This window comes from Bacillus pacificus, assembly GCF_020861345.1.
Taxonomy (GTDB): domain Bacteria; phylum Bacillota; class Bacilli; order Bacillales; family Bacillaceae_G; genus Bacillus_A; species Bacillus_A pacificus.
This window is the reverse complement of sequence record NZ_CP086328.1, coordinates 5,087,501-5,110,006: the sequence shown is the minus strand read 5'-3', so window position 1 is coordinate 5,110,006 and position 22,506 is coordinate 5,087,501. Positions and strand designations below refer to the sequence as shown.

The 22,506-nt window shown below is 35.7% G+C and carries 24 protein-coding genes (1 of these 24 running past the window's edge); 7 read left to right on the top strand and 17 right to left on the bottom strand.

From position 1 onward, the window contains the following. Positions 1-31: 31 nt before the first annotated feature. From LMD38_RS26360 to LMD38_RS26330, 7 genes are all read right to left on the bottom strand, one after another. Positions 32-913: a YybS family protein gene (locus LMD38_RS26360; RefSeq protein ID WP_074567402.1), complete on the bottom strand. Its 882-nt coding sequence runs from the start codon at positions 911-913 to the stop codon at positions 32-34. A gap of 134 nt (positions 914-1,047) precedes the next feature. Next, the gene (gene rpsR, locus LMD38_RS26355) at positions 1,048-1,281 is read right to left on the bottom strand and encodes a 30S ribosomal protein S18 (protein WP_000918873.1); all 234 of its coding nucleotides are present in this window, start codon (positions 1,279-1,281) and stop codon (positions 1,048-1,050) included. Between the two features lie 45 nt (positions 1,282-1,326). Beyond that, positions 1,327-1,839: a single-stranded DNA-binding protein gene (gene ssb, locus LMD38_RS26350; RefSeq protein ID WP_000981966.1), complete on the bottom strand. Its 513-nt coding sequence runs from the start codon at positions 1,837-1,839 to the stop codon at positions 1,327-1,329. 26 nt (positions 1,840-1,865) lie between these two features. Beyond that, positions 1,866-2,156: a 30S ribosomal protein S6 gene (gene rpsF, locus LMD38_RS26345; RefSeq protein ID WP_001233778.1), complete on the bottom strand. Its 291-nt coding sequence runs from the start codon at positions 2,154-2,156 to the stop codon at positions 1,866-1,868. 191 nt (positions 2,157-2,347) lie between these two features. Further along, positions 2,348-3,448 carry a redox-regulated ATPase YchF gene (gene ychF / locus LMD38_RS26340; protein WP_000524669.1) on the bottom strand — a complete coding sequence of 367 codons (1,101 nt, stop codon included), beginning with the start codon at positions 3,446-3,448 and terminating at the stop codon, positions 2,348-2,350. Between the two features lie 115 nt (positions 3,449-3,563). Next, on the bottom strand, positions 3,564-3,761 hold the full coding sequence (locus tag LMD38_RS26335) for a DUF951 domain-containing protein (RefSeq protein WP_000436051.1): 198 nt from the start codon (positions 3,759-3,761) through the stop codon (positions 3,564-3,566). A 20-nt stretch (positions 3,762-3,781) separates the two neighbouring features. Continuing rightward, positions 3,782-4,663, bottom strand: coding sequence for a mechanosensitive ion channel family protein (locus tag LMD38_RS26330; RefSeq protein ID WP_000365102.1), 882 nt, complete (start codon positions 4,661-4,663; stop codon positions 3,782-3,784). Between the two features lie 259 nt (positions 4,664-4,922). On the opposite strand from LMD38_RS26330, the gene yyaC reads away from it, so the two are divergent. Continuing rightward, positions 4,923-5,519 carry a spore protease YyaC gene (gene yyaC / locus LMD38_RS26325; protein ID WP_001020717.1) on the top strand — a complete coding sequence of 199 codons (597 nt, stop codon included), beginning with the start codon at positions 4,923-4,925 and terminating at the stop codon, positions 5,517-5,519. A gap of 20 nt (positions 5,520-5,539) precedes the next feature. Here yyaC and spo0J read toward each other — a convergent pair whose 3' ends face one another. The 10 genes from spo0J to rpmH all read right to left on the bottom strand — a co-directional run bounded on the left by spo0J (position 5,540) and on the right by rpmH (position 14,583). Next, entirely contained in the window at positions 5,540-6,391 is an 852-nt protein-coding gene (gene spo0J / locus LMD38_RS26320; protein WP_001051838.1) for a stage 0 sporulation protein Spo0J, read from the bottom strand. Beyond that, positions 6,384-7,145, bottom strand: a complete 762-nt coding sequence (soj, locus tag LMD38_RS26315) for a sporulation initiation inhibitor protein Soj (protein ID WP_000516114.1) — start codon at positions 7,143-7,145, stop codon at positions 6,384-6,386. The genes spo0J and soj overlap by 8 nt, the downstream gene beginning before the upstream one ends. Positions 7,146-7,334: 189 nt before the next feature. Continuing rightward, positions 7,335-8,207 carry a nucleoid occlusion protein gene (gene noc / locus LMD38_RS26310; RefSeq protein ID WP_000799023.1) on the bottom strand — a complete coding sequence of 291 codons (873 nt, stop codon included), beginning with the start codon at positions 8,205-8,207 and terminating at the stop codon, positions 7,335-7,337. Between the two features lie 104 nt (positions 8,208-8,311). Continuing rightward, positions 8,312-9,031 carry a 16S rRNA (guanine(527)-N(7))-methyltransferase RsmG gene (rsmG, locus tag LMD38_RS26305; protein WP_001019615.1) on the bottom strand — a complete coding sequence of 240 codons (720 nt, stop codon included), beginning with the start codon at positions 9,029-9,031 and terminating at the stop codon, positions 8,312-8,314. A gap of 21 nt (positions 9,032-9,052) precedes the next feature. Next, positions 9,053-10,942, bottom strand: coding sequence for a tRNA uridine-5-carboxymethylaminomethyl(34) synthesis enzyme MnmG (gene mnmG, locus LMD38_RS26300; RefSeq protein WP_061183116.1), 1,890 nt, complete (start codon positions 10,940-10,942; stop codon positions 9,053-9,055). A gap of 46 nt (positions 10,943-10,988) precedes the next feature. Beyond that, positions 10,989-12,365 carry a tRNA uridine-5-carboxymethylaminomethyl(34) synthesis GTPase MnmE gene (mnmE, locus tag LMD38_RS26295; RefSeq protein WP_000393772.1) on the bottom strand — a complete coding sequence of 459 codons (1,377 nt, stop codon included), beginning with the start codon at positions 12,363-12,365 and terminating at the stop codon, positions 10,989-10,991. Between the two features lie 225 nt (positions 12,366-12,590). After that, positions 12,591-13,208 carry an RNA-binding cell elongation regulator Jag/EloR gene (jag, locus tag LMD38_RS26290; protein WP_227585677.1) on the bottom strand — a complete coding sequence of 206 codons (618 nt, stop codon included), beginning with the start codon at positions 13,206-13,208 and terminating at the stop codon, positions 12,591-12,593. Next, positions 13,205-13,972, bottom strand: a complete 768-nt coding sequence (gene spoIIIJ / locus LMD38_RS26285) for a YidC family membrane integrase SpoIIIJ (protein ID WP_000726761.1) — start codon at positions 13,970-13,972, stop codon at positions 13,205-13,207. Before spoIIIJ ends, jag begins: the two co-directional genes overlap by 4 nt. A gap of 52 nt (positions 13,973-14,024) precedes the next feature. Further along, on the bottom strand, positions 14,025-14,372 hold the full coding sequence (gene rnpA / locus LMD38_RS26280) for a ribonuclease P protein component (RefSeq protein ID WP_000726627.1): 348 nt from the start codon (positions 14,370-14,372) through the stop codon (positions 14,025-14,027). A gap of 76 nt (positions 14,373-14,448) precedes the next feature. Next, positions 14,449-14,583, bottom strand: a complete 135-nt coding sequence (gene rpmH / locus LMD38_RS26275) for a 50S ribosomal protein L34 (RefSeq protein ID WP_000831901.1) — start codon at positions 14,581-14,583, stop codon at positions 14,449-14,451. A 565-nt stretch (positions 14,584-15,148) separates the two neighbouring features. Here rpmH and dnaA point away from each other — a divergent pair. The 6 genes from dnaA to gyrA all read left to right on the top strand — a co-directional run. Beyond that, the gene (gene dnaA / locus LMD38_RS26270) at positions 15,149-16,489 is read left to right on the top strand and encodes a chromosomal replication initiator protein DnaA (protein ID WP_000428025.1); all 1,341 of its coding nucleotides are present in this window, start codon (positions 15,149-15,151) and stop codon (positions 16,487-16,489) included. 179 nt (positions 16,490-16,668) lie between these two features. Then, entirely contained in the window at positions 16,669-17,808 is a 1,140-nt protein-coding gene (gene dnaN, locus LMD38_RS26265) for a DNA polymerase III subunit beta (protein ID WP_001212895.1), read from the top strand. Between the two features lie 127 nt (positions 17,809-17,935). Beyond that, a complete protein-coding gene (gene yaaA / locus LMD38_RS26260; RefSeq protein ID WP_000821367.1) occupies positions 17,936-18,148 on the top strand; it encodes a S4 domain-containing protein YaaA in 213 nt (70 codons plus the stop codon). Between the two features lie 12 nt (positions 18,149-18,160). Next, positions 18,161-19,288: a DNA replication/repair protein RecF gene (recF, locus tag LMD38_RS26255; RefSeq protein ID WP_000470750.1), complete on the top strand. Its 1,128-nt coding sequence runs from the start codon at positions 18,161-18,163 to the stop codon at positions 19,286-19,288. Positions 19,289-19,326: 38 nt separating this feature from the next. Beyond that, complete coding sequence (gyrB, locus tag LMD38_RS26250; protein ID WP_000435991.1) at positions 19,327-21,249, top strand: DNA topoisomerase (ATP-hydrolyzing) subunit B; 1,923 nt, start codon at positions 19,327-19,329, stop codon at positions 21,247-21,249. A gap of 88 nt (positions 21,250-21,337) precedes the next feature. Beyond that, positions 21,338-22,506, top strand: the 5' portion of a protein-coding gene (gyrA, locus tag LMD38_RS26245; RefSeq protein WP_001282851.1) for a DNA gyrase subunit A. The gene runs 1,303 nt beyond the window's last position; 1,169 of the gene's 2,472 nt are visible here — the first part of the coding sequence; its start codon is at positions 21,338-21,340; its stop codon lies off the right edge, out of view.

The window sequence follows — 22,506 nt, the reverse complement described above, 5'->3', positions numbered from 1 at the left end:
TACAGATTAAAATAGTATAAGGAATATTATTTTATCCTCCTATTTTAGAACGCAATGAAATCCCTAAATCAATTATACCTAAGATTGTCACAAGAGGAAACAGCATCGGGATAAACATGCAGGCGATAAAACTAATAATAGGAACCCCTTTCGTAAAACCTTTGCTATGCGCTAGAAAAGTGATAAACGTCAGGCCTTGCAGCACTAGTAATAAAGCAAATATGACATATAGGTTAGAAAATACCATATGTAAATATGATGTCGGTTCTACTTTTATAAAAGTTGATAGCAAAATAAATATAACGTAATACCAAACAATACTCTTTGGTAATTGTATATCTTTGAACTTAGGCCAAGGTATAACATCATGCTTTAGCTTTTTTAAAGCACTACCTGATATTATTATGGTAATCCAAGAAAGACATACAGAAACCATCACAAGTATACTCGGGAATACCGCTTGTAATATATCATTCATTTGTACAAATAACTCTTTTTGCTCTTTACTAATCGGCATACCAGCAACACTTGCTATCTTTTCACTTTGCACTACGCTTTTATTAAACATATTTTGTATTTGCTTTATAAAATCTATGTTAAAAAACTTTATACTGGCAACATAAATGAGCATAATACTGATTAAGTATGCAAGTGAACCGGTTATTAAAATCTCCAATGGCTTTCTTTGTTTTTTATACATGCACCCTAAAACAATACCCATCAACCCAAATACGACCGTCTTTACTAGACCTATCGGCTGACTTACAAAAACAACAATTAAAAATGCAGCCGTAAAAATTACAAATGCATTCGATAATTTATATCTTATCGTTAACAATATAAATGGCAACGGCAATGCAAACGTTACAACTGTACCTAAAATCGGAACATACATAGATATAAACAATAACATTACATATATAGCCAACAACGCGGCTCCTTCAGTAATAAATCTCGCTTGCCTCACATTTTAACCTCTCTTTCAAAAAAGAAAAGCATAGCAAAATGCACAGTAGAGTCCGACTCTACTGTGCATTTCATACGCTATTATTCACCAACATATGGTAAAAGTGCCATTTGACGAGCACGTTTAATTGCAACTGTAAGTTTGCGTTGGTATTTTGCGCTTGTTCCTGTTACACGACGAGGTAAAATTTTACCACGCTCAGAAACGAAACGTTTTAATAAATCAACATCTTTATAATCGATGCGAGTGATGCCGTTAGCTGTGAAGAAACACACCTTACGACGTTTCGCACGTCCACCTTTGCGTCCTGCCATGTCTATTTCCCTCCATTCTTTGTTAAAACTAACAAATTTACTGTATTAGAACGGTAAATCGTCGTCGGAAATGTCGATCGGTTGACCTACATTTGAAAATGGATCGTCATTCTTCGTAAATCCAGAGTTACCTTGGTTACCTGAATTACTAGATTGACCAAATGGGTTAGAGCCTTGGTTACCGAAACCAGCTCCTGATGGTTGCTGATTAAATGAACCGCGTTGCTCCCCACCGCCATTACGCGGCTCTAAAAATTGTACGCTTTCCGCAAGAACTTCTGTTACGTATACACGTTTACCATCTTGTCCCTCGTAATTACGAGTTTGAAGACGTCCATCTACGCCTGCTAAGCTACCTTTTTTCAAATAATTTGCTACGTTTTCTGCTTGTTTACGCCATATTACACAATTAATAAAGTCAGCTTCACGCTCACCTTGTTGATTGGCAAATGCGCGATTCACAGCTAACGTAAAAGTAGCTACTGCAACACCATTGGGCGTGTAACGTAAGTCAGGGTCCTTAGTTAAACGACCAACGAGGATAACACGATTCATCAATCGAACCACTCTCCCTTATATATCAATTATTTTTCTTCTTCTTTAACAACGATATGACGAAGGATGTCTTCGTTGATCTTAGCTAAACGGTCGAATTCGTTAATCGCTTCTGCGTTAGATTTCACGTTTAAGATCATGTAGAAACCTTCACGTAAGTCGTTGATTTCGTAAGCTAAACGACGCTTACCCCACTCTTTCGTGTTAATGATTTCTGCACCATTGTTTGTTAAAACACCTGCAAAACGTTCAACTAAAGCTTTTTGAGCTTCTTCTTCAACGCCAGGACGAATGATGTACATAATTTCGTACTTTCTCATTACACTTTCACCTCCTTTTGGTCTAAACGGCCCATAATGGGCAAGGAGCAATTAATTTATAGTAATTACTCACGAGTTTAGATTATATCATAGTAAGTTAGATGAATCAACTCACCCATACATAAAAAACTTGGCAAACATATAATATATTTGCCAAGCTCATATCTTTATTTTTCCTAGGAAATATTAAATTAAACGTTAAAACGGAAGTGCATAACATCTCCGTCTTTTACGATATACTCTTTTCCTTCTAAACGAACTTTACCAGCTTCTTTTGCAGCTGTCATAGAACCATTTGTCATTAAGTCTTCGTAAGAAACTGTTTCTGCACGAATAAATCCACGCTCAAAGTCTGTATGAATTACACCAGCACATTGTGGTGCTTTCATACCTTGTTTGAATGTCCATGCACGTACTTCTTGTACACCAGCTGTGAAGTAAGTAGCAAGTCCTAATAAATCATATGCAGCACGAATTAATTGATCTAAACCAGATTCTTCAATACCTAGTTCTTCAAGGAATACTTTTTTCTCTTCCTCGTCTAGCTCGGCGATTTCTGATTCGATTTTTGCACATACAACGATTACTTGAGAGTTTTCATTCGCAGCAAATTCTTTTACCATTTGTACATATTTGTTTTCAGAAGGATCGATTACATCGTCCTCGCTTACGTTTGCTACATATAACATTTCTTTCGTTGTCAGTAAATGAAGGCCTTTAACAATCTTCATTTGCTCTTCTGTAAATTCAACAGTACGAGCCGGTTTTCCCTCTTCAAAAGCTTCTTTTAAACGAACTAAAATTTCATGCTCATATACTGCTTCTTTATCCTTTTGTCTTGCTAATTTCGCAACACGTTCGATACGTTTATCAACTGATTCTAAATCGGCTAAGATTAGTTCTAGGTTGATTGTTTCAATATCATCAATTGGATCTACTTTCCCTGAAACGTGCGTAATATTTTCGTCTTCAAAACAACGAACAACTTGGCAAATTGCATCTACTTGGCGAATGTGAGATAAGAATTTATTTCCTAAACCTTCGCCTTTACTAGCACCTTTTACGATACCTGCAATATCAGTAAACTCAAATACAGTCGGAACAGTTTTTTTCGGTTCTACTAATTCCGTTAATTTATTTAAACGCTCATCTGGTACTTCTACAATTCCTACGTTTGGATCAATTGTACAGAATGGATAGTTTGCAGATTCTGCTCCTGCTTGTGTAATTGCATTAAATAAAGTGGACTTCCCTACGTTAGGTAATCCAACAATCCCAGCCGTTAATCCCATATTTTTCACTCCTATGTCTCAATCTTTCATCATTATAGATAGTAACGAAAAAAATGACAAGTTTCCTCCAAACGAAAAAAAGTAACAGCTACCCACTGCAACTGTTACTTTCTCTCTATTCTTCGTGCTTCACAAGTATTTTTTTCACCTTACGATCAAACTCTCTTCGAGGAATCATTACTGAATGGTCACATCCCTCGCACTTAATGCGGATATCCATTCCCATACGAATAATCTTCCAACGATTCTCCCCACATGGGTGGGCTTTCTTCATTTCCACAACATCGTACAAGTTATACTGCTTTTGCTCCATTCTCCAAACCCCTCTCCATACTAAATTGCTTTTTCACTCACTAATTCTTCACGATTATATAAAACCATACGTGGATACGGAATTTCAATACCATGTAGATCTAGACGATTTTTAATTTCTTTACGAAGTGCTCTTGCAATAACTGCATGTTGCATTGGCTCTACTTCAGCAATAACACGTAATATAACTTCTGAAGCAGCTAATGTTTGTACACCTAACAATTGCGGTGTTGTTACCATTTTTTCGTACTTTGCAGGTAATTCTTGTAATAAGTCTTCAATGACTTGCTCTGCTTTCGCTATGTCAGCCTCATACGAAATAGATACATCAACAAATGCTACACTATTACTAACTGAATAGTTCGTAACTTGAATGATACTTCCATTTGGTAAAGTATGAATTTCACCTGTCCAACTTTTTACTTTTGTTGTACGAAGTCCAATCTCTAAAACGACTCCTTCAAACTGACCAATTTTTACGTAGTCACCGACTGAAAATTGATCTTCTAGCAAGATAAATAGCCCTGTAATAACATCTTTCACTAAACTTTGAGCACCAAATCCGACTGCCAAACCAATTACCCCTGCACCGGCTAATAAACCTGATGCATTAATATCAAACACACCTAAAATCGCAATTAACATAATAAACATAACAACGTATGCCACAATATTTTCAAGTAACTTCGCTACTGTAACTGTACGACGTTCTGAAATTTGAATTGGCGAACGACTTCCCATACGAAACGCATTCCGTACAACCGCTCTCGCAATTCGTACTACAATTGCACCAATTGTTAAAATGATACATATTTTTAATGTCGCAATTCCAATATGAGCCCAACGATCAGCATCTAGTAAATACTGTTTCGTAGCATTAAACCACTTCGTTAATAAATCCATGTACCTCTACCTCTCCAGCCAAAATTTCTTTTTAATTATCTTTCTTATTGTATCAGAAGTCTCCTAATTGCTGAAAAAATTTTATGACTTTAATTCTATTTATTAACTTCCATGCAGGTATAAAATGGAACAAATATATATATACTAGTACTATTATTTCCGTCTTCATTTAAGTTTTACATCACATATGCACTTATAGTTTTCCATTTCACTCAACATATAACATATTTTGAAAATTTATTAAAAGGATGGGTGCTTCATGAATATTGGAAGTTTTCGCTTACCTTTTTTCGAAAAAGAAACTCAAAATGTTATGCACCAAGATTTAGAAGCCTCCGAGACAATTAGTAACTTCTTACTTTCCCATATCCCTATTAAAAACCATATACCAATTATTCTCGTTTGTATCGGAACAGATCGTTCTACAGGCGATGCACTCGGGCCATTAGTCGGTACGAAACTAGAACAAGTAGGAATTACAAACTTCCAAGTGTTCGGCACACTGGATGAACCAGTACATGCGCTAAACTTAGAAGAAAAAATTCAGAATATACAGAAAGATAATCCTGCTTCATTTATAATTGCGGTTGATGCTTGTTTAGGAAAATCTCAAAGTATCGGTTCCATCACTACCGGAATGGGACCTAGTAAACCCGGAGCTGCGATGAATAAGAAATTACCAGCAGTTGGTGACTTACATATTCATGGCATCGTAAATCTGAACGGTTTTATGGAGTTTTTCGTCCTGCAAAATACAAGATTAAGTTTAGTCATGAAAATGGCTGACGTAATTGCACAAAGCATAAAAGAAACAGACCAAAAATTATCTGTATTAAAAAAAGCAAACCATCTATAAATAATAAGATGGTTTGCTTTTTAGTTTTGCTGCGCTAATAATTCTAAAATACGATTTAAATCTTCTTTATTGAAAAATTCAATTTCGATTTTACCTTTTTCCTTTTTTGTTTCTTTAATTTTTACCTCTGTGCCAAACTTTTCTCTTAAGAACGTTTCGCGTTCTACGAAAAATATATTTCTCTCTTTTTTTACTTGTTTTGTTTCACGTGAAACGCGTTGATTAATCTCCTGAACAATTTTCTCTAATTGACGAACATTTAACCCTTCTTTTTCAATTCGTTTCAGTAAAGATTTCAACTGCTCTTCATCTTTTATCGTAAGTAAAGTTCTCCCATGAGCCATTGAAAGTTGACCATTTGCAATCATATCTTGCACAAAAGAAGGGAGGCTTAATAATCGCGTATAGTTTGCAATGTAAGGTCTACTCTTACCAAGACGTTTTGCTAATTGTTCTTGCGTCACATTTAGCTCATTCATTAACATTTGATATGCCATTGCTTCTTCCATTGGATTTAAATCTTCTCGTTGTAAGTTTTCAAGCAATGCAAACTCCATCATTTGCTGCTCATTTAATTGTCTTACAACGGCAGGTACTTTTTCGAGTCCCGCCTCTTTAGCAGCACGATATCTTCTTTCACCTGCAACAATTTCATATCCTTTAATACTCTTTCTAGCAATTAATGGTTGTAATATGCCGTGCTCTTTAATAGAGGCCGATAATTCCTGAATCGCCTCTTTATTAAAGTGTTTACGTGGTTGATATGGATTCGGTCTTAATTCAGTTATCGTAATCTCCTGAATTGTCTCTTCTTCTTTCACATCTAAATCAGGAAAAAACACATTGATTCCTCTTCCTAATCCTTTAGCCACCTGCAATCACTTCCTCTGCTAAATCTATATATACTTCTGCCCCTCTTGATTTAGCGTCATACTGCATAATTGGTTTCCCATGACTTGGTGCTTCACTCAAACGAACATTACGAGGGATAATCGAACGGTATACTTTATCTCTAAAGTATTTTTTCACTTCATCTATAACCTGAATCCCTAAATTTGTACGGGCATCTAACATTGTTAGCAATACGCCTTGAATTGCTAGATTTTTATTTAAGTGCTTTTGCACAAGTCGAACTGTATTTAATAGCTGACTTAACCCTTCTAGTGCGTAATATTCGCATTGAACAGGAATAATAACAGAATCTGCTGCAGTTAATGCATTAATCGTTAATAACCCTAAGGACGGGGGACAGTCGATAATAATATAATCATATTCATCACGAACTGGCTGTAATGCCCTTTGCAAACGTACTTCCCGGGAAATAGTCGGTACCAATTCAATTTCAGCACCTGCTAATTGAATTGTAGCGGGTAGAACATCTAAGTTTTCAGTTGCGGTTTTCTGTATAACCCCTTGAACATCTGCATCTTCCACAAGAACATTGTAAATACATTGATCTAATTCGGATTTTTCAATTCCCACACCCGTCGTTGCATTTCCTTGAGCATCAATATCTACAAGAAGGACCTTTTTACCTACTTGTGCCAATCCAGCCCCTAAATTAACAGATGTTGTTGTTTTTCCAACGCCACCCTTTTGATTGGCTATAGCAATGATTTTTCCCATGATGTCACCTACTTTCAACCTTTCTATCTTATTCTAGTAACAATTACGTTTATTGTAACATGAAATAAAAGTTTTTCTTTTACGTCCTTATTAAACTTCAAAATTTATTTGTAAACTCCTTCTTCATCTAACAAGAAAATATAGTAAAAGAGACCTATCCAATAGGATCAGGTCTCTAACACGCCATTATTATTTTTTCTTCGGAATTTGAATTGTAATTTGATAGTATTCGTCAAACTCTTCTTCCTCAGAATTAACATTTAAACCACTGTCAGCAACCATTTGTAATGACTGCCTAATTGTATTCATGGCAATTCTCGTATCTCGACTTACTGCTTTTTGCTTTGCCTTACGCTTCGGTTTTGCTTCCTCTAGTAATTTCGCAATTCGCTCCTCTGTTTGCTTTACATTCAGTTGTTTCTCCACAATTTCCTGTAAAACCTTCAGTTGTAATTCCTCATTCTTTAAAGGGATGAGCGCACGGGCATGGCGTTCTGTAATACTTTTTTCTAATAACGCATTTTTTATTTCTTCAGGCAACTTTAACAATCGCAACTTATTTGCGATTGTGGATTGTCCTTTTCCGAGTCTTTGTGCCAATGCTTCTTGCGTTAAATTATGTAACTCAATTAGCTTTTGATATGCCACAGCTTCCTCGATTGCTGTTAGTTCCTCACGTTGCAAGTTTTCAATTAAAGCCACAGAAGCTGTTTCTGTATCATTTAAGTTTTTTATAATTGCAGGAACCTTTTCCCACCCTAACTTTGTTGCTGCACGGAAACGCCTTTCTCCAGCAATAATCTCGTACTTATCATCCTCATATTGCCTCACAACAATTGGCTGAATAAGTCCGTGTGTACGAATCGTTAATGCTAGTTCCTCAATACGCGCATCATCAAAAACTGTTCGTGGTTGATAACGGTTAGGGGTAATATTTACTATCGGAATTTCTTGTATTTCTTCATATACCTTTTTATCTATTTCTTCATGGCTTTCGTCTTGTAATTCGAATTCGCTCTCTTTATCTCCAAAGCCAAATAAACGAGAAAACGTATTTTTCATACATATTCCACCACCTTTAGGCCTATTGACTATTCTCCATAAAATGTTTCCTATGAAACATTTACGTTTTCATTTATATAATTTAATCTTACGTCTAATAAGATTTATTTTTCAATAGGTAATTTATTGGGTGTTCCCGGTTTGCGTGGATATTTCTTTGGTGTCTTGCGCTTTTTCTCGATTAATAAAATATTACGTTCACTTTCTTCAAACGGTAATTGGAACGTAGACATTTCTTTTAAATCCCCGCCTAGCACCTCTAAAGCATACTTGCCATTTTCAATTTCTTCGTTTGCTGCAGCACCTTTCATTGCAATGAATGTTCCCCCCACTTTTACAAGTGGTAAACATAGCTCACTTAACACTGAAAGACGCGCGACTGCACGTGCCATTACAATGTCGTACGCTTCACGTACACCTTCTTTTTTTCCAAATGTTTCAGCACGATCATGACAAAACGCGACGTCACTCAATTCCAACTTTTGTGCTAAATGATTTAAGAAATTAATACGTTTTTGCAATGAATCTACAATCGTCACTTTTAAATGCGGGAAACAGATTTTTAAAGGAATACTTGGGAATCCAGCTCCTGCGCCAACATCACAAATTGAGAATGGTTTTGAAAAATCGTAATAAAAAGCAGCTGTAATAGAATCAAAAAAGTGTTTTAAATATACTTCCTCTTTTTCCGTAATAGCCGTTAAGTTCATTTTTTCATTCCACTCTACTAATGTTTCGAAGTAGATTTCGAACTGCTCTAACTGTCTAGAAGAGAGGATGATACCCTTCTCTTCTAGCATAGATTGAAATTGTTCTATGTTCATCTAACAATATCTCCTTACTATTTATTGGTTCGATACTCGCGCAATTTTTCCTTGTTCAATATACACAAGTAAAATGGAAATGTCCGCTGGATTTACGCCCGATATACGTGAAGCCTGCCCCACTGAAAGTGGACGAACATCTTTCAATTTCTGTCTAGCTTCTGATGCAAGGCTAGAAATCGCATCATAATCAATATCGACAGGAATTTTTTTGCTTTCCATCTTCTTCATACGCTCTACTTGCTGTAAAGATTTTTCGATATATCCTTCGTACTTAATCTGAATTTCAACTTGTTCTGTAACTTCATCACTTAATTCTACTTCACTTGGTACTAAAAGATGGATATGCTCATATGTCATCTCTGGACGACGTAATAAGTCACTTGCACGTATTCCATCTTTCAATTCACTTCCACCAATATTGCGAATTAATTCTTGAACTTCAGGACGTGGTTTAATAATAATGCTACTTAAACGTTCCTTTTCCTGTTCAATTTTTAATTTTTTATTTGTAAATCGCTCATAGCGTTCTTCTTTAATTAATCCAATTTCATGACCAATTTCAGTTAAACGAAGATCCGCATTATCATGGCGTAATAATAGACGATACTCTGCACGAGACGTTAATAAACGATATGGTTCATTCGTCCCTTTCGTTACAAGATCATCAATTAAGACACCAATATAAGCATCCTCACGACCTAAAATAACTTCTTTTTTACCTAAAGAACGACATGCTGCATTAATTCCGGCCATAAGCCCTTGTCCTGCCGCCTCTTCGTAACCAGAAGTTCCGTTAATTTGTCCTGCTGTATATAAATTTTTAATTTTTTTCGTTTCAAGTGTTGGCCATAGTTGCGTTGGCACAATTGCATCATATTCAATTGCATAACCTGTACGCATCATTTCAACATTTTCTAGACCAGGGATTGTTCTAAGCATATCACGCTGTACGTCTTCTGGTAAGCTTGTGGATAAACCTTGTACGTACACTTCTTGTGTGTTACGTCCTTCTGGCTCTAAGAAAATTTGATGACGTGGTTTATCATTAAACCTTACTACCTTGTCTTCAATTGAAGGACAATATCTAGGACCTGTTCCCTTAATCATACCAGAATACATAGCTGAGCGATGTAGGTTTTCATCTATTAAACGATGTGTTTCCGTACTTGTATACGTTAACCAACATGGAATTTGATCCATAATAAACTTTGTCGTTTCAAAAGAGAAAGCTCGTGGCTTATCATCACCTGGCTGAATTTCTGTTTTACTGTAATCAATCGTATTACTATTTACGCGCGGAGGTGTACCTGTTTTAAATCTAACAAGATCAAATCCAAGCTCCTCTAAATGTTCCGATAAAGTAATAGATGGTTGTTGATTATTTGGACCACTCGAATATTTTAAATCTCCCATAATAATCTCACCACGTAAAAACGTTCCAGTCGTAATTACGACTGTCTTTGCTGTATATTCAGCACCAGCTTGCGTAATTACCCCTTTACATTCGCCGTCTTCAACGATTAAACGCTCTACCATTCCTTGGAACAACGTTAAGTTTGGTGTTTCTTCAATTGTTTTCTTTAATTCATGCTGGTAAGAGAACTTATCTGCTTGTGCTCGAAGTGCACGTACAGCTGGCCCTTTACCTGTATTTAACATACGCATTTGAATATGCGTTTTATCAATGTTGCGTCCCATTTCTCCGCCTAATGCATCAATTTCACGAACAACAATCCCTTTTGCTGGTCCACCAACAGAAGGGTTACATGGCATAAACGCTACCATATCTAAGTTAATTGTTAACATTAATGTTTTGGAGCCCATTCGTGCTGCCGCAAGACCAGCTTCACATCCTGCATGACCTGCACCGATTACTATGACATCGTATGAACCGGCATTGTATCCCATTGTTTATTCCTCCTAATAATCTCTATCTTTCTGAAACATCACTATATTATTTTCCTAAACAAAATTGAGAGAACAACTGGTCAATTAAGCTTTCATGAACGGTGTCACCAGTAATTTCACCAAGTATTTCCCACGTTCTTGTTAAATCAATCTGCACCATATCAATTGGAACACCATTTTCTATCGCCTCAATTGCATCTCCAATTGTTTTTCCTGCTTGTGTTAATAATCCAATATGTCTCGCGTTAGAAACATATGTTACATCTGCAGAATCAATTGTTCCTTCAAAGAATAAATCAGCGATTGCCGTTTCAAGCTCATCTATCCCCTGTTCCTCAATTAACGACGTTGTAATAATACGATTCCCCGCTGCCAATTCTATAACACGTTCCATATCAATTGCTTGCGGTAAATCTGTCTTATTTACAATAACAATGAAATCTTTTCCTTGTACGGCACGGAATAGATCTTCATCCTCATTCGTTAAAGCTTCGCTATAATTAACGACAACTAACACTAAATCAGCTTGACTCATCATTTCTTTTGAACGCTCTACACCAATTCGTTCAACAACATCTTCTGTTTCACGAATTCCGGCTGTATCTATAAGTTTAAGTGGTACACCACGCACATTAACGTACTCTTCAATAACATCACGAGTTGTTCCTGCAATATCAGTTACAATTGCCTTTTTCTCCTGAACGAGACTATTTAATAGCGATGATTTCCCAACATTAGGTCTACCGATGATTGCAGTAGCAATACCTTCACGTAAAATCTTTCCTTGCTTCGATGTTTCTAATATTTTTGCAATTTCAGCACGAACATGTGTAGCTTTCTCAATTAAAATATTATGTGTCATTTCTTCCACGTCATCATATTCCGGGTAATCTATGTTTACCTCAACATGAGCTAACGTTTCTAATATGTCCTGACGCAAACGGCCGATTAATTTAGATAATCGACCTTCCATTTGATTAATTGCTACATTCATTGCACGATCTGTTTTTGCACGGATTAAGTCCATAACAGCTTCTGCTTGTGATAAATCAATACGGCCATTTAAAAAAGCACGTTTTGTAAATTCACCAGGTTCCGCCAATCGTACTCCTTGCGCTAAAATAAGCTGCAATACTTTATTTACTGAAACAAGTCCACCATGACAGTTAATTTCTACTATATTTTCACGTGTAAAAGTCCTTGGTGCACGCATAATGGACACCATTACTTCTTCAATAACCTGATTTGTATCTAAATCAACAATATGACCATAATGAATTGTATGAGAAGGAACCTCTGTTAAATCCTTCCCTTTAAAAATACGATTAACTTTTTCAACCGCATCATCCCCACTTACTCGAACAATGGCAATTGCACCCTCTCCAAGCGCTGTGGAAATCGCGGCAATTGTATCAAATTCCATGTCCTTTCACCTCACTTGCTTATTTATCTCTATTTCAACATGATTATTTTCTTCACTAAATTATTAGAATACCATAACGAACCTATCTACAAAAGAATAATAACTCATTTTATTATGTCCTCATGTAAAAAACACTAAACTTATTCACAGTGGATAAGTTTAGTGTTTTTAGTTATCCACACCTATTTTCCCCTCAAAAAAACCGGCACTCAATTGAGTAACCGGTCACTTGGAAGATATTACAACATGTCGATGTGGTTCTTTTCCTTCAGAAGTTGTAATGATATTTTGATGATTAGATAATGCTTGGTGGATAATCTTTCGTTCAAAAGATGGCATAGGCTCCAACACAACTCTTTTTTTCGTACTTACTACTTGTTTTGCTAATCGATAAGAAAGTGCTTCTAACGTAGCTTTTCTTTTACTACGATAATTTTCCACATCTAGTGTGATACCAATGTACTGCTTCGTATTACGATTCGCCACAAGTTTTATTAAATACTGTAAAGAATTCAAGGTGTTTCCTCTTTTCCCAATTAAAACACCTACATTTTCGCCGTAAATTGTAAATTCAACTTCGCGTCCTTTTACAATTTTACTAATCTCAGCTTCCACACCCATATCGTGAATAACATTTTTTAAATATTCTTCACATTCTTGAATTGGATCTTTCTTCAATACAACTTCTACTACTGCAGGTCGGTTTCCAAATAAGCCTAAGAAACCTCTCTTACCCTCATCGATAATATTTATATCTACTCGGTCTTTTGAAGCATTTAATTGTCTTAAAGCATCCTCTACTGCCAGCTCGACTGTATGACCTTTAGCAGTGATTATACTCACTTGCCTGATCCCTCAGCCTTACTAGCCTTAATTTCTGGCCCTTTGATAAAATACATTTGAGCAATACCAAAGATATTACCAACAACCCAGTAAAGTGATAATGCAGCTGGGAAGTTAATTGCAAAGATTAAAATCATGATAGGCATAAGCCAAATCATCATTGCCATTTGCGGGTTTTGACCAGCAGTTCCTGCCATTGCAAGCTTTTGCTGAATAAATGTTGTGATTGCCGCAACAATCGGTAAGATATAGTACGGATCTGCATGTCCCAAATCAAACCATAAGAAACTATGCTGCTTAATTTCAGCCGTTCTCATAATCGCATGATAAAAAGCGAATAGAATTGGCATTTGAATGAAGATTGGTAAACAACCGGCTAATGGATTTACACCATTTTTTTGATATAACTGCATCATTTCCTGTTGTAATTTTTGCTGTGTCGCTTGATCTTTAGAACTATATTTCTCTTTTAACTTCACCATTTCTGGTTGTAACGATTGCATTGCTTTCGTACTCTTCGTTTGTTTAATCATTAACGGTAATAATGCAAAACGAATAATAAGAGTTGTAACAACGATTGCTAAACCGTAATTACTACCAAATAAGTTGGCAAAATACGTAATTAACTGAGAAAGCGGGTATACGAAATATTCATTCCAAATTCCAGTACTTTTCGGTGTAATCGGCTGATTGACTTCACTACAGCCAGTAGCAATTGCCATTAATGCAATAACCATGGCTAGTAAACCTATTTTCTTTTTCAAAGCCTGCTCCTCCTTGTTTCGGTATGTATATAGTGTAATTCATTTCCTTACGCTACTTTTTTATTCTTTTCATACCAGAGCGTTTAAAGACATGAATTAAGCTTTTCTTCAATTCTTCATATGTCATCTCTGCACAAGGCTTCCTTGCTATTATAACAAAATCTTTTCCAGAATCTATCTCATCTTTTAATTCTGTGATCGACTGGCGAATCATACGTTTAATTCGATTACGCACTACTGCATTTCCTATTTTCTTGCTGACAGATAGGCCAATACGAAAGTTTGGCTGTTCTTCTTTATCTAGTTGATAGACAACAAATTGACGATTTGCATTCGATTTTCCTTTTTGAAAAACCGTCTGGAATTCATCATTCTTTTTTATACGATGTTTTTTCTTCATATCAATTGACACTCCTGTAGTTCATCAGCGGAAATTCACTATTATTAGAAAAAAAGACCACTGAACGATCAGTGGTCTACGCAGATAATACTTTTCTTCCTTTACGACGACGAGCTGCTAGCACTTTACGTCCGTTCGCTGTGCTCATACGGCTGCGGAAACCATGTACTTTGCTGCGCTTACGTTTATTTGGTTGGTAAGTTCTTTTCATTATATGACACCTCCCTGAGGAATATCTGTTAAAGACAGTCTTATAAATTATAGTTAATCAACTAGGAAAATGTCAATGGTTCTAGAAATTTTCATCAAATATTCATTTTGAACCTATTCACATACTTTTTCACAGACGCTATATTTCCTTGTGGATAAATAATTTTTCTTGTTTTTTATATCCACAAACTCTTTTCGTACTTTTACACAGTATATCGTGTTGTGGACAAGTTTATTCCACAAGGTATTGATTTTGTGGATAACTTTCTTAATTTCATTGCTATAGCTACTTTTTTTTGATATTATAGTTGTGTTTTCACTTTGAATAAGTTTTCCACATCTTTATCTTATCCACAATTTGTGTATAACATGTGGACAGTTTTAATCACATGTGGGTAAATGATTATCCACATTCGCTTTTTTTGTCGAAAACCCTATCTCATATACAAACGACGTTTTTAGGTTTTAAAATACGTTTCGTATAAATATACATTTTATATTTATTTAGGTTGTACATTTGTTGCGCAACCTTATTCTTTTACCATCTTAGTAAAGGAGGGACACCTTTGGAAAACATCTCTGATTTATGGAACAGCGCCTTAAAAGAACTAGAAAAAAAGGTCAGTAAACCAAGTTATGAAACATGGTTAAAATCAACGACCGCACATAATTTAAAGAAAGATGTATTAACAATTACGGCTCCAAATGAATTCGCCCGCGATTGGCTAGAATCTCATTATTCAGAGCTAATTTCAGAAACACTTTATGATTTAACAGGGGCAAAATTAGCTATTCGCTTTATTATTCCCCAAAGTCAAGCTGAAGAGGAGATTGATCTTCCTCCTTCTAAACCGAATTCAGCACAAGATGATTCTAATCATTTACCACAGAGTATGCTAAATCCAAAATATACGTTTGATACGTTTGTTATTGGCTCTGGTAACCGTTTTGCTCACGCTGCTTCATTGGCCGTAGCCGAAGCGCCAGCTAAAGCATATAATCCCCTCTTTATTTATGGGGGAGTTGGACTTGGAAAGACCCATTTAATGCATGCAATTGGTCATTATGTAATTGAACATAACCCAAATGCCAAGGTTGTATATTTATCATCAGAAAAATTTACAAATGAATTCATTAATTCTATTCGTGATAATAAAGCTGTCGATTTTCGTAATAAATACCGCAATGTGGATGTTTTATTGATAGATGATATTCAATTTTTAGCGGGAAAAGAACAAACTCAAGAAGAGTTTTTCCATACATTCAATGCATTACACGAAGAAAGTAAACAAATTGTAATTTCCAGTGATCGGCCACCAAAAGAAATTCCAACTTTAGAAGATCGTCTTCGTTCTCGCTTTGAATGGGGACTCATTACGGATATTACGCCACCAGATTTAGAAACGCGGATTGCAATTTTGCGCAAAAAGGCAAAGGCTGAAGGACTTGATATACCAAATGAGGTCATGCTTTATATTGCAAATCAAATCGATTCAAATATTCGTGAACTAGAAGGTGCACTCATCCGAGTTGTAGCTTATTCATCTTTAATTAACAAAGATATTAATGCTGATTTAGCTGCCGAAGCACTTAAAGATATTATTCCAAATTCTAAACCAAAAATTATCTCCATTTATGATATTCAAAAAGCTGTCGGAGATGTTTATCAAGTAAAATTGGAAGATTTCAAGGCGAAAAAGCGAACGAAATCAGTTGCCTTTCCTCGCCAAATTGCAATGTATTTATCACGTGAACTGACAGACTCCTCCTTACCTAAAATAGGTGAGGAATTCGGTGGACGTGATCATACAACAGTTATCCATGCTCATGAAAAAATTTCTAAGCTACTTAAGACGGATACGCAATTACAAAAGCAAGTTGAAGAAATTAACGATATTTTAAAGTAGTAGCTGAATAGTGTGAATAACTTTCCTTGTTTTACGCACAGTCTATCCACATGTAGATAGACTGTTTTTACATCCTTCAACGGGGTTATCCACATATCCACAAGCCCTATTACTATTACTACTATTTTTTTATCTTTATTAATTAAATAAAATCTTATACTTACCGGAGGTTTTTCTTTATGCGTTTTACAATACAAAAAGACTATCTTGTAAGAAGTGTACAAGATGTAATGAAGGCTGTTTCTTCTCGTACAACAATTCCGATCCTTACGGGGATTAAAGTTGTCGCTACGGAAGAAGGAGTTACATTAACAGGAAGCGATGCTGATATTTCAATTGAATCTTTCATTCCAGTTGAAGAGAATGGAAAAGAAATCGTAGAAGTGAAACAATCAGGAAGTATTGTTTTACAGGCTAAATATTTTAGTGAAATTGTAAAGAAATTACCTAAAGAAACTGTAGAAATTTCTGTGGAAAATCATTTGATGACAAAAATAACTTCTGGAAAATCAGAGTTTAATTTAAATGGTTTAGATTCTGCAGAATATCCATTGTTACCACAAATTGAAGAACATCATGTTTTTAAGATTCCAACGGATTTACTTAAACATATGATTAGACAAACTGTATTTGCAGTTTCCACTTCTGAAACAAGACCAATCTTGACAGGTGTAAACTGGAAGGTATATAACAGCGAACTAACTGGCATTGCTACAGATAGTCACAGACTAGCTCTTCGAAAAGCAAAAATCGAAGGCATTGCAGATGAGTTCCAAGCAAATGTTGTTATTCCAGGAAAAAGTTTAAATGAATTAAGTAAAATTCTAGATGAGTCTGAAGAAATGGTAGATATCGTTATTACGGAGTATCAAGTATTATTCCGTACAAAACATTTATTATTCTTCTCAAGATTGTTAGAAGGAAATTACCCTGATACAACTCGCTTAATTCCAGCGGAGAGCAAAACAGATATTTTTGTAAATACAAAAGAATTTTTACAAGCAATTGATCGTGCATCTCTTTTAGCAAGAGATGGTCGTAATAATGTTGTAAAATTATCAACTTTAGAGCAGGCAATGCTAGAAATTTCCTCGAATTCACCAGAAATCGGAAAAGTAGTAGAAGAAGTTCAATGTGAAAAAGTAGATGGGGAAGAGTTAAAAATATCTTTTAGTGCAAAATATATGATGGATGCACTAAAAGCATTAGATAGTACTGAAATTAAGATTAGCTTTACTGGAGCAATGAGACCATTCTTAATTCGTACAGTAAATGATGAATCCATTATTCAATTAATTTTACCGGTTCGTACTTACTAAGTAAGAAATAAGGGTTGCTAGTTTTCAGATGCTAGTAGCCCTTATTTGATTTTTGGGTATTACTTTCCTAATGCTAGTTTATTTAGTACAATGAAAGAATGAACACTTTCAGAAAGTGAGCGATTTTATGAAACGTATTAAAATTTCAACAGAGTATATTACACTAGGGCAATTTTTAAAGTTAGCCGATGTAATTGATACAGGTGGCGCTGTAAAATGGTTTTTACAAGAATATGAAGTGTACGTGAATCAAGAACTTGAAAATAGAAGAGGTCGCAAACTATATGCGAACGATATTATTGAAATTCCAGGAAGCGGAAGTTTCCAAGTTCAGTCATAAAGGGGGAGCCCTTTGTTTATTTCAGAAATACAATTAAAAAACTATCGCAATTATGAAAAGTTAGAGCTTTCCTTTGAAGATAAGGTAAATGTAATTATCGGCGAGAATGCGCAAGGGAAAACGAATTTGATGGAAGCTATTTATGTTTTAGCGATGGCGAAATCTCATAGAACCTCTAATGATCGCGAGCTTATCCGTTGGGATGAAGATTTCGGTCAAATTAAAGGAAAGCTACAAAAGAGAAATAGTTCTTTGTCTTTGGAATTAAATATCTCGAAAAAAGGTAAAAAGGCAAAATTAAATCAACTTGAACAACAAAAATTGAGTCAATATATTGGCGTGATGAATGTTGTCATGTTTGCCCCAGAAGATTTAAATCTTGTAAAAGGAAGCCCTCAAGTAAGAAGACGCTTTTTAGATATGGAATTAGGCCAAATAGCTCCGGTCTATTTGTATGAACTGAGTCAATATCAAAAGGTGCTCACACAACGAAATCACTTGCTAAAAAAGATGCAAGGGAATAGTAAGAATGAGGAAACGATGTTGGATGTATTTACACTTCAACTTATTGAGCATGGTACAAAAATTTTGCAAAAACGCTTTGAATTTTTGCATTTACTACAAGAATGGGCAGCTCCAATTCATCGTGGTATAAGCCGTGGGTTAGAAGAATTAGAAATTGTCTATAAACCGAGTGTAGATGTATCAGAATCAATGGATTTGTCGAAAATAAAAGAAGTATACTATGAAAGTTTTCAATCCGTGAAACAACGTGAAATTTTCCGTGGTACGACTTTAATTGGTCCTCATCGTGATGATTTACAATTCTTCGTTAATAGTAAAAATGTTCAAGTCTTTGGTTCGCAAGGACAACAACGAACGACCGCACTGTCCCTAAAATTAGCTGAAATTGAATTGATTTACTCAGAAGTTAAAGAATATCCGATTCTTCTATTAGATGATGTATTATCAGAATTAGATGATTATCGTCAATCGCATCTGTTAAATACAATTCAAGGAAAAGTGCAAACATTTGTGACAACGACGAGTGTCGACGGAATTGAACACGAAACATTAAAAGAAGCGAAAACAATTCATGTAACGAACGGCACGGTAGATTGTGAAATAGATAGGGCGTAATCCCTGTTTAAATGGAAAAGTAGGTGATCTTTGTGTCAATGGAACAAAAGCAAATGCAAGAAAATTCATATGATGAAAGTCAAATACAGGTACTTGAAGGACTAGAAGCAGTTCGAAAACGCCCTGGTATGTATATTGGATCTACAAGCGGAAAAGGACTTCACCATCTTGTATGGGAAATCGTCGATAATAGTATTGATGAGGCACTTGCAGGGTACTGTGATGAAATTAACGTTAGTATCGAAGAAGATAATAGTATTCGTGTAACGGATAATGGACGTGGTATTCCAGTTGGTATACAAGAAAAAATGGGACGTCCTGCTGTAGAAGTTATTATGACCGTTCTTCATGCTGGTGGTAAGTTTGGCGGCGGCGGTTATAAAGTTTCTGGTGGTTTGCATGGTGTTGGGGCATCTGTAGTAAATGCCCTATCAACAGAACTAGAGGTATTTGTACATCGTGAAGGTAAAATCCATTATCAAAAATACGAAAGAGGTATTCCGGTTGCGGATTTAAAAGTCATTGGTGACACAGATCAAACAGGAACGATAACTCGATTTAAACCAGATCCAGAAATTTTTCAGGAAACAACAGTATATGAATTTGATACGCTCGCAACTCGTATGCGTGAATTAGCATTTTTAAATCGTAATATTAAATTAACAATTGAAGATAAACGTGAACATAAGCAAAAGAAAGAATTCCATTATGAAGGTGGAATTAAATCATACGTCGAGCATTTAAATCGCTCAAAACAACCAATCCATGAAGAACCTGTATATGTAGAAGGATCAAAAGATGGTATTCAAGTTGAGGTTTCCTTACAGTATAACGAAGGATATACAAATAATATTTACTCATTTACGAATAACATTCATACGTATGAAGGTGGAACACATGAAGTAGGGTTTAAAACAGCTTTAACTCGTGTGATTAACGATTATGGACGTAAAAATAGTATTTTAAAAGATGCAGACAGTAACTTAACGGGTGAGGATGTTCGTGAAGGTTTAACTGCAATTGTATCAATTAAACATCCAAACCCACAATTTGAAGGACAAACGAAGACGAAACTTGGGAATAGTGAAGCAAGAACGATTACAGAGTCTGTGTTTTCAGAGGCATTTGAAAAGTTCTTACTAGAAAACCCGAATGTTGCACGAAAAATCGTAGAAAAAGGTACGATGGCAGCACGTGCACGTGTTGCAGCGAAAAAAGCGCGTGAATTGACACGCCGCAAGAGCGCATTAGAAGTTTCAAGTTTACCTGGTAAATTAGCAGATTGCTCTTCGAAAGATCCAGCAATTAGTGAAATTTACATTGTAGAGGGTGACTCTGCCGGTGGATCAGCAAAACAAGGGCGTGATCGTCACTTCCAAGCGATTTTACCGCTAAAAGGTAAAATTATTAACGTTGAAAAAGCAAGATTGGATAAAATTTTATCTAACGATGAAGTGCGTACAATTATTACTGCAATTGGTACGAACATTGGCGGCGATTTTGATATCGAGAAAGCTCGTTATCATAAAGTTATTATTATGACGGATGCCGACGTAGATGGTGCGCATATTCGTACCCTATTATTAACGTTCTTCTATCGTTATATGCGTCAAATTATTGAACATGGTTATATCTATATTGCACAGCCACCGTTGTTTAAAATACAACAAGGTAAAAAAATTCAATATGCTTATAATGAAAAAGAGCTTGAAAAGATTTTAGCTGAATTACCAGCTCAACCTAAACCTGGTATCCAACGTTACAAAGGTTTAGGAGAAATGAACCCAACCCAGCTTTGGGAAACGACAATGGACCCAGAAGTGCGTTCATTACTTCAAGTTTCCCTTCAAGATGCAATTGAAGCAGATGAAACATTTGAAATTTTAATGGGGGATAAAGTAGAGCCACGTCGTAACTTTATCCAAGAAAATGCAAAATACGTGAAAAACCTTGATATTTAAATGAGTAATGACAGGAATCTGAGTATTCCTGTCTTCTACATATAAATCAATGTATGTGTAACGGAAATGTAAGAGGAGGTGCTCGTTGATGTCAGACAATCAACAACAAGCACGAATTCGAGAAATTAATATTAGTCATGAAATGCGTACCTCATTTTTAGATTACGCAATGAGTGTTATCGTATCTCGTGCATTACCAGATGTTCGTGATGGATTAAAACCTGTGCATCGTAGGGTTTTATATGCGATGAATGATTTAGGAATTACGGCTGATAAAGCGTATAAGAAATCAGCACGTATTGTTGGTGAAGTAATCGGTAAGTATCACCCTCATGGTGATTCAGCTGTTTATGAAACAATGGTACGTATGGCGCAAGATTTCAGTCAACGTTATATGCTTGTTGATGGGCATGGTAACTTTGGATCTGTCGATGGTGATTCAGCGGCAGCAATGCGTTATACAGAAGCAAGAATGTCTAAAATCTCTATGGAATTAATACGAGATATTTCAAAAAATACGATTGATTATCAAGATAACTACGATGGTTCTGAAAGAGAGCCGATTGTATTACCAGCGCGTTTTCCTAACTTACTAGTAAATGGTACGACAGGTATTGCAGTAGGTATGGCAACGAATATTCCGCCGCATCAACTTGGCGAAGTAATTGATGGCGTATTGGCATTAAGTCATAATCCCGATATTACTATTGCAGAATTAATGGAGTGCATTCCAGGACCAGATTTCCCAACGGCAGGTTTAATTTTAGGAAGAAGTGGTATTCGTAGAGCTTATGAAACAGGACGCGGTTCTATTATACTTCGTGCTAAAGTTGAAATTGAAGAGAAGTCAAATGGCAAACAATCTATTATCGTAACGGAACTACCTTATCAAGTAAATAAGGCGCGATTAATTGAAAAAATTGCAGAATTAGTTCGCGATAAGAAAATTGAAGGTATTACAGATTTACGTGATGAATCAGATCGAAATGGTATGCGTATTGTTATGGAAGTACGTCGTGATGCCAATGCTAATGTATTATTAAATAACCTATATAAACATACAGCACTTCAAACAAGTTTCGGTATTAACATGCTGTCTCTTGTAAATGGAGAGCCGCAAGTACTGAACTTAAAACAAAATTTATATCATTACTTGGAACATCAAAAGGTAGTAATTCGTAGACGTACAGCTTATGAACTAGAAAAAGCAGAAGCGCGTGCTCATATTTTAGAAGGATTACGAATTGCCTTAGACCA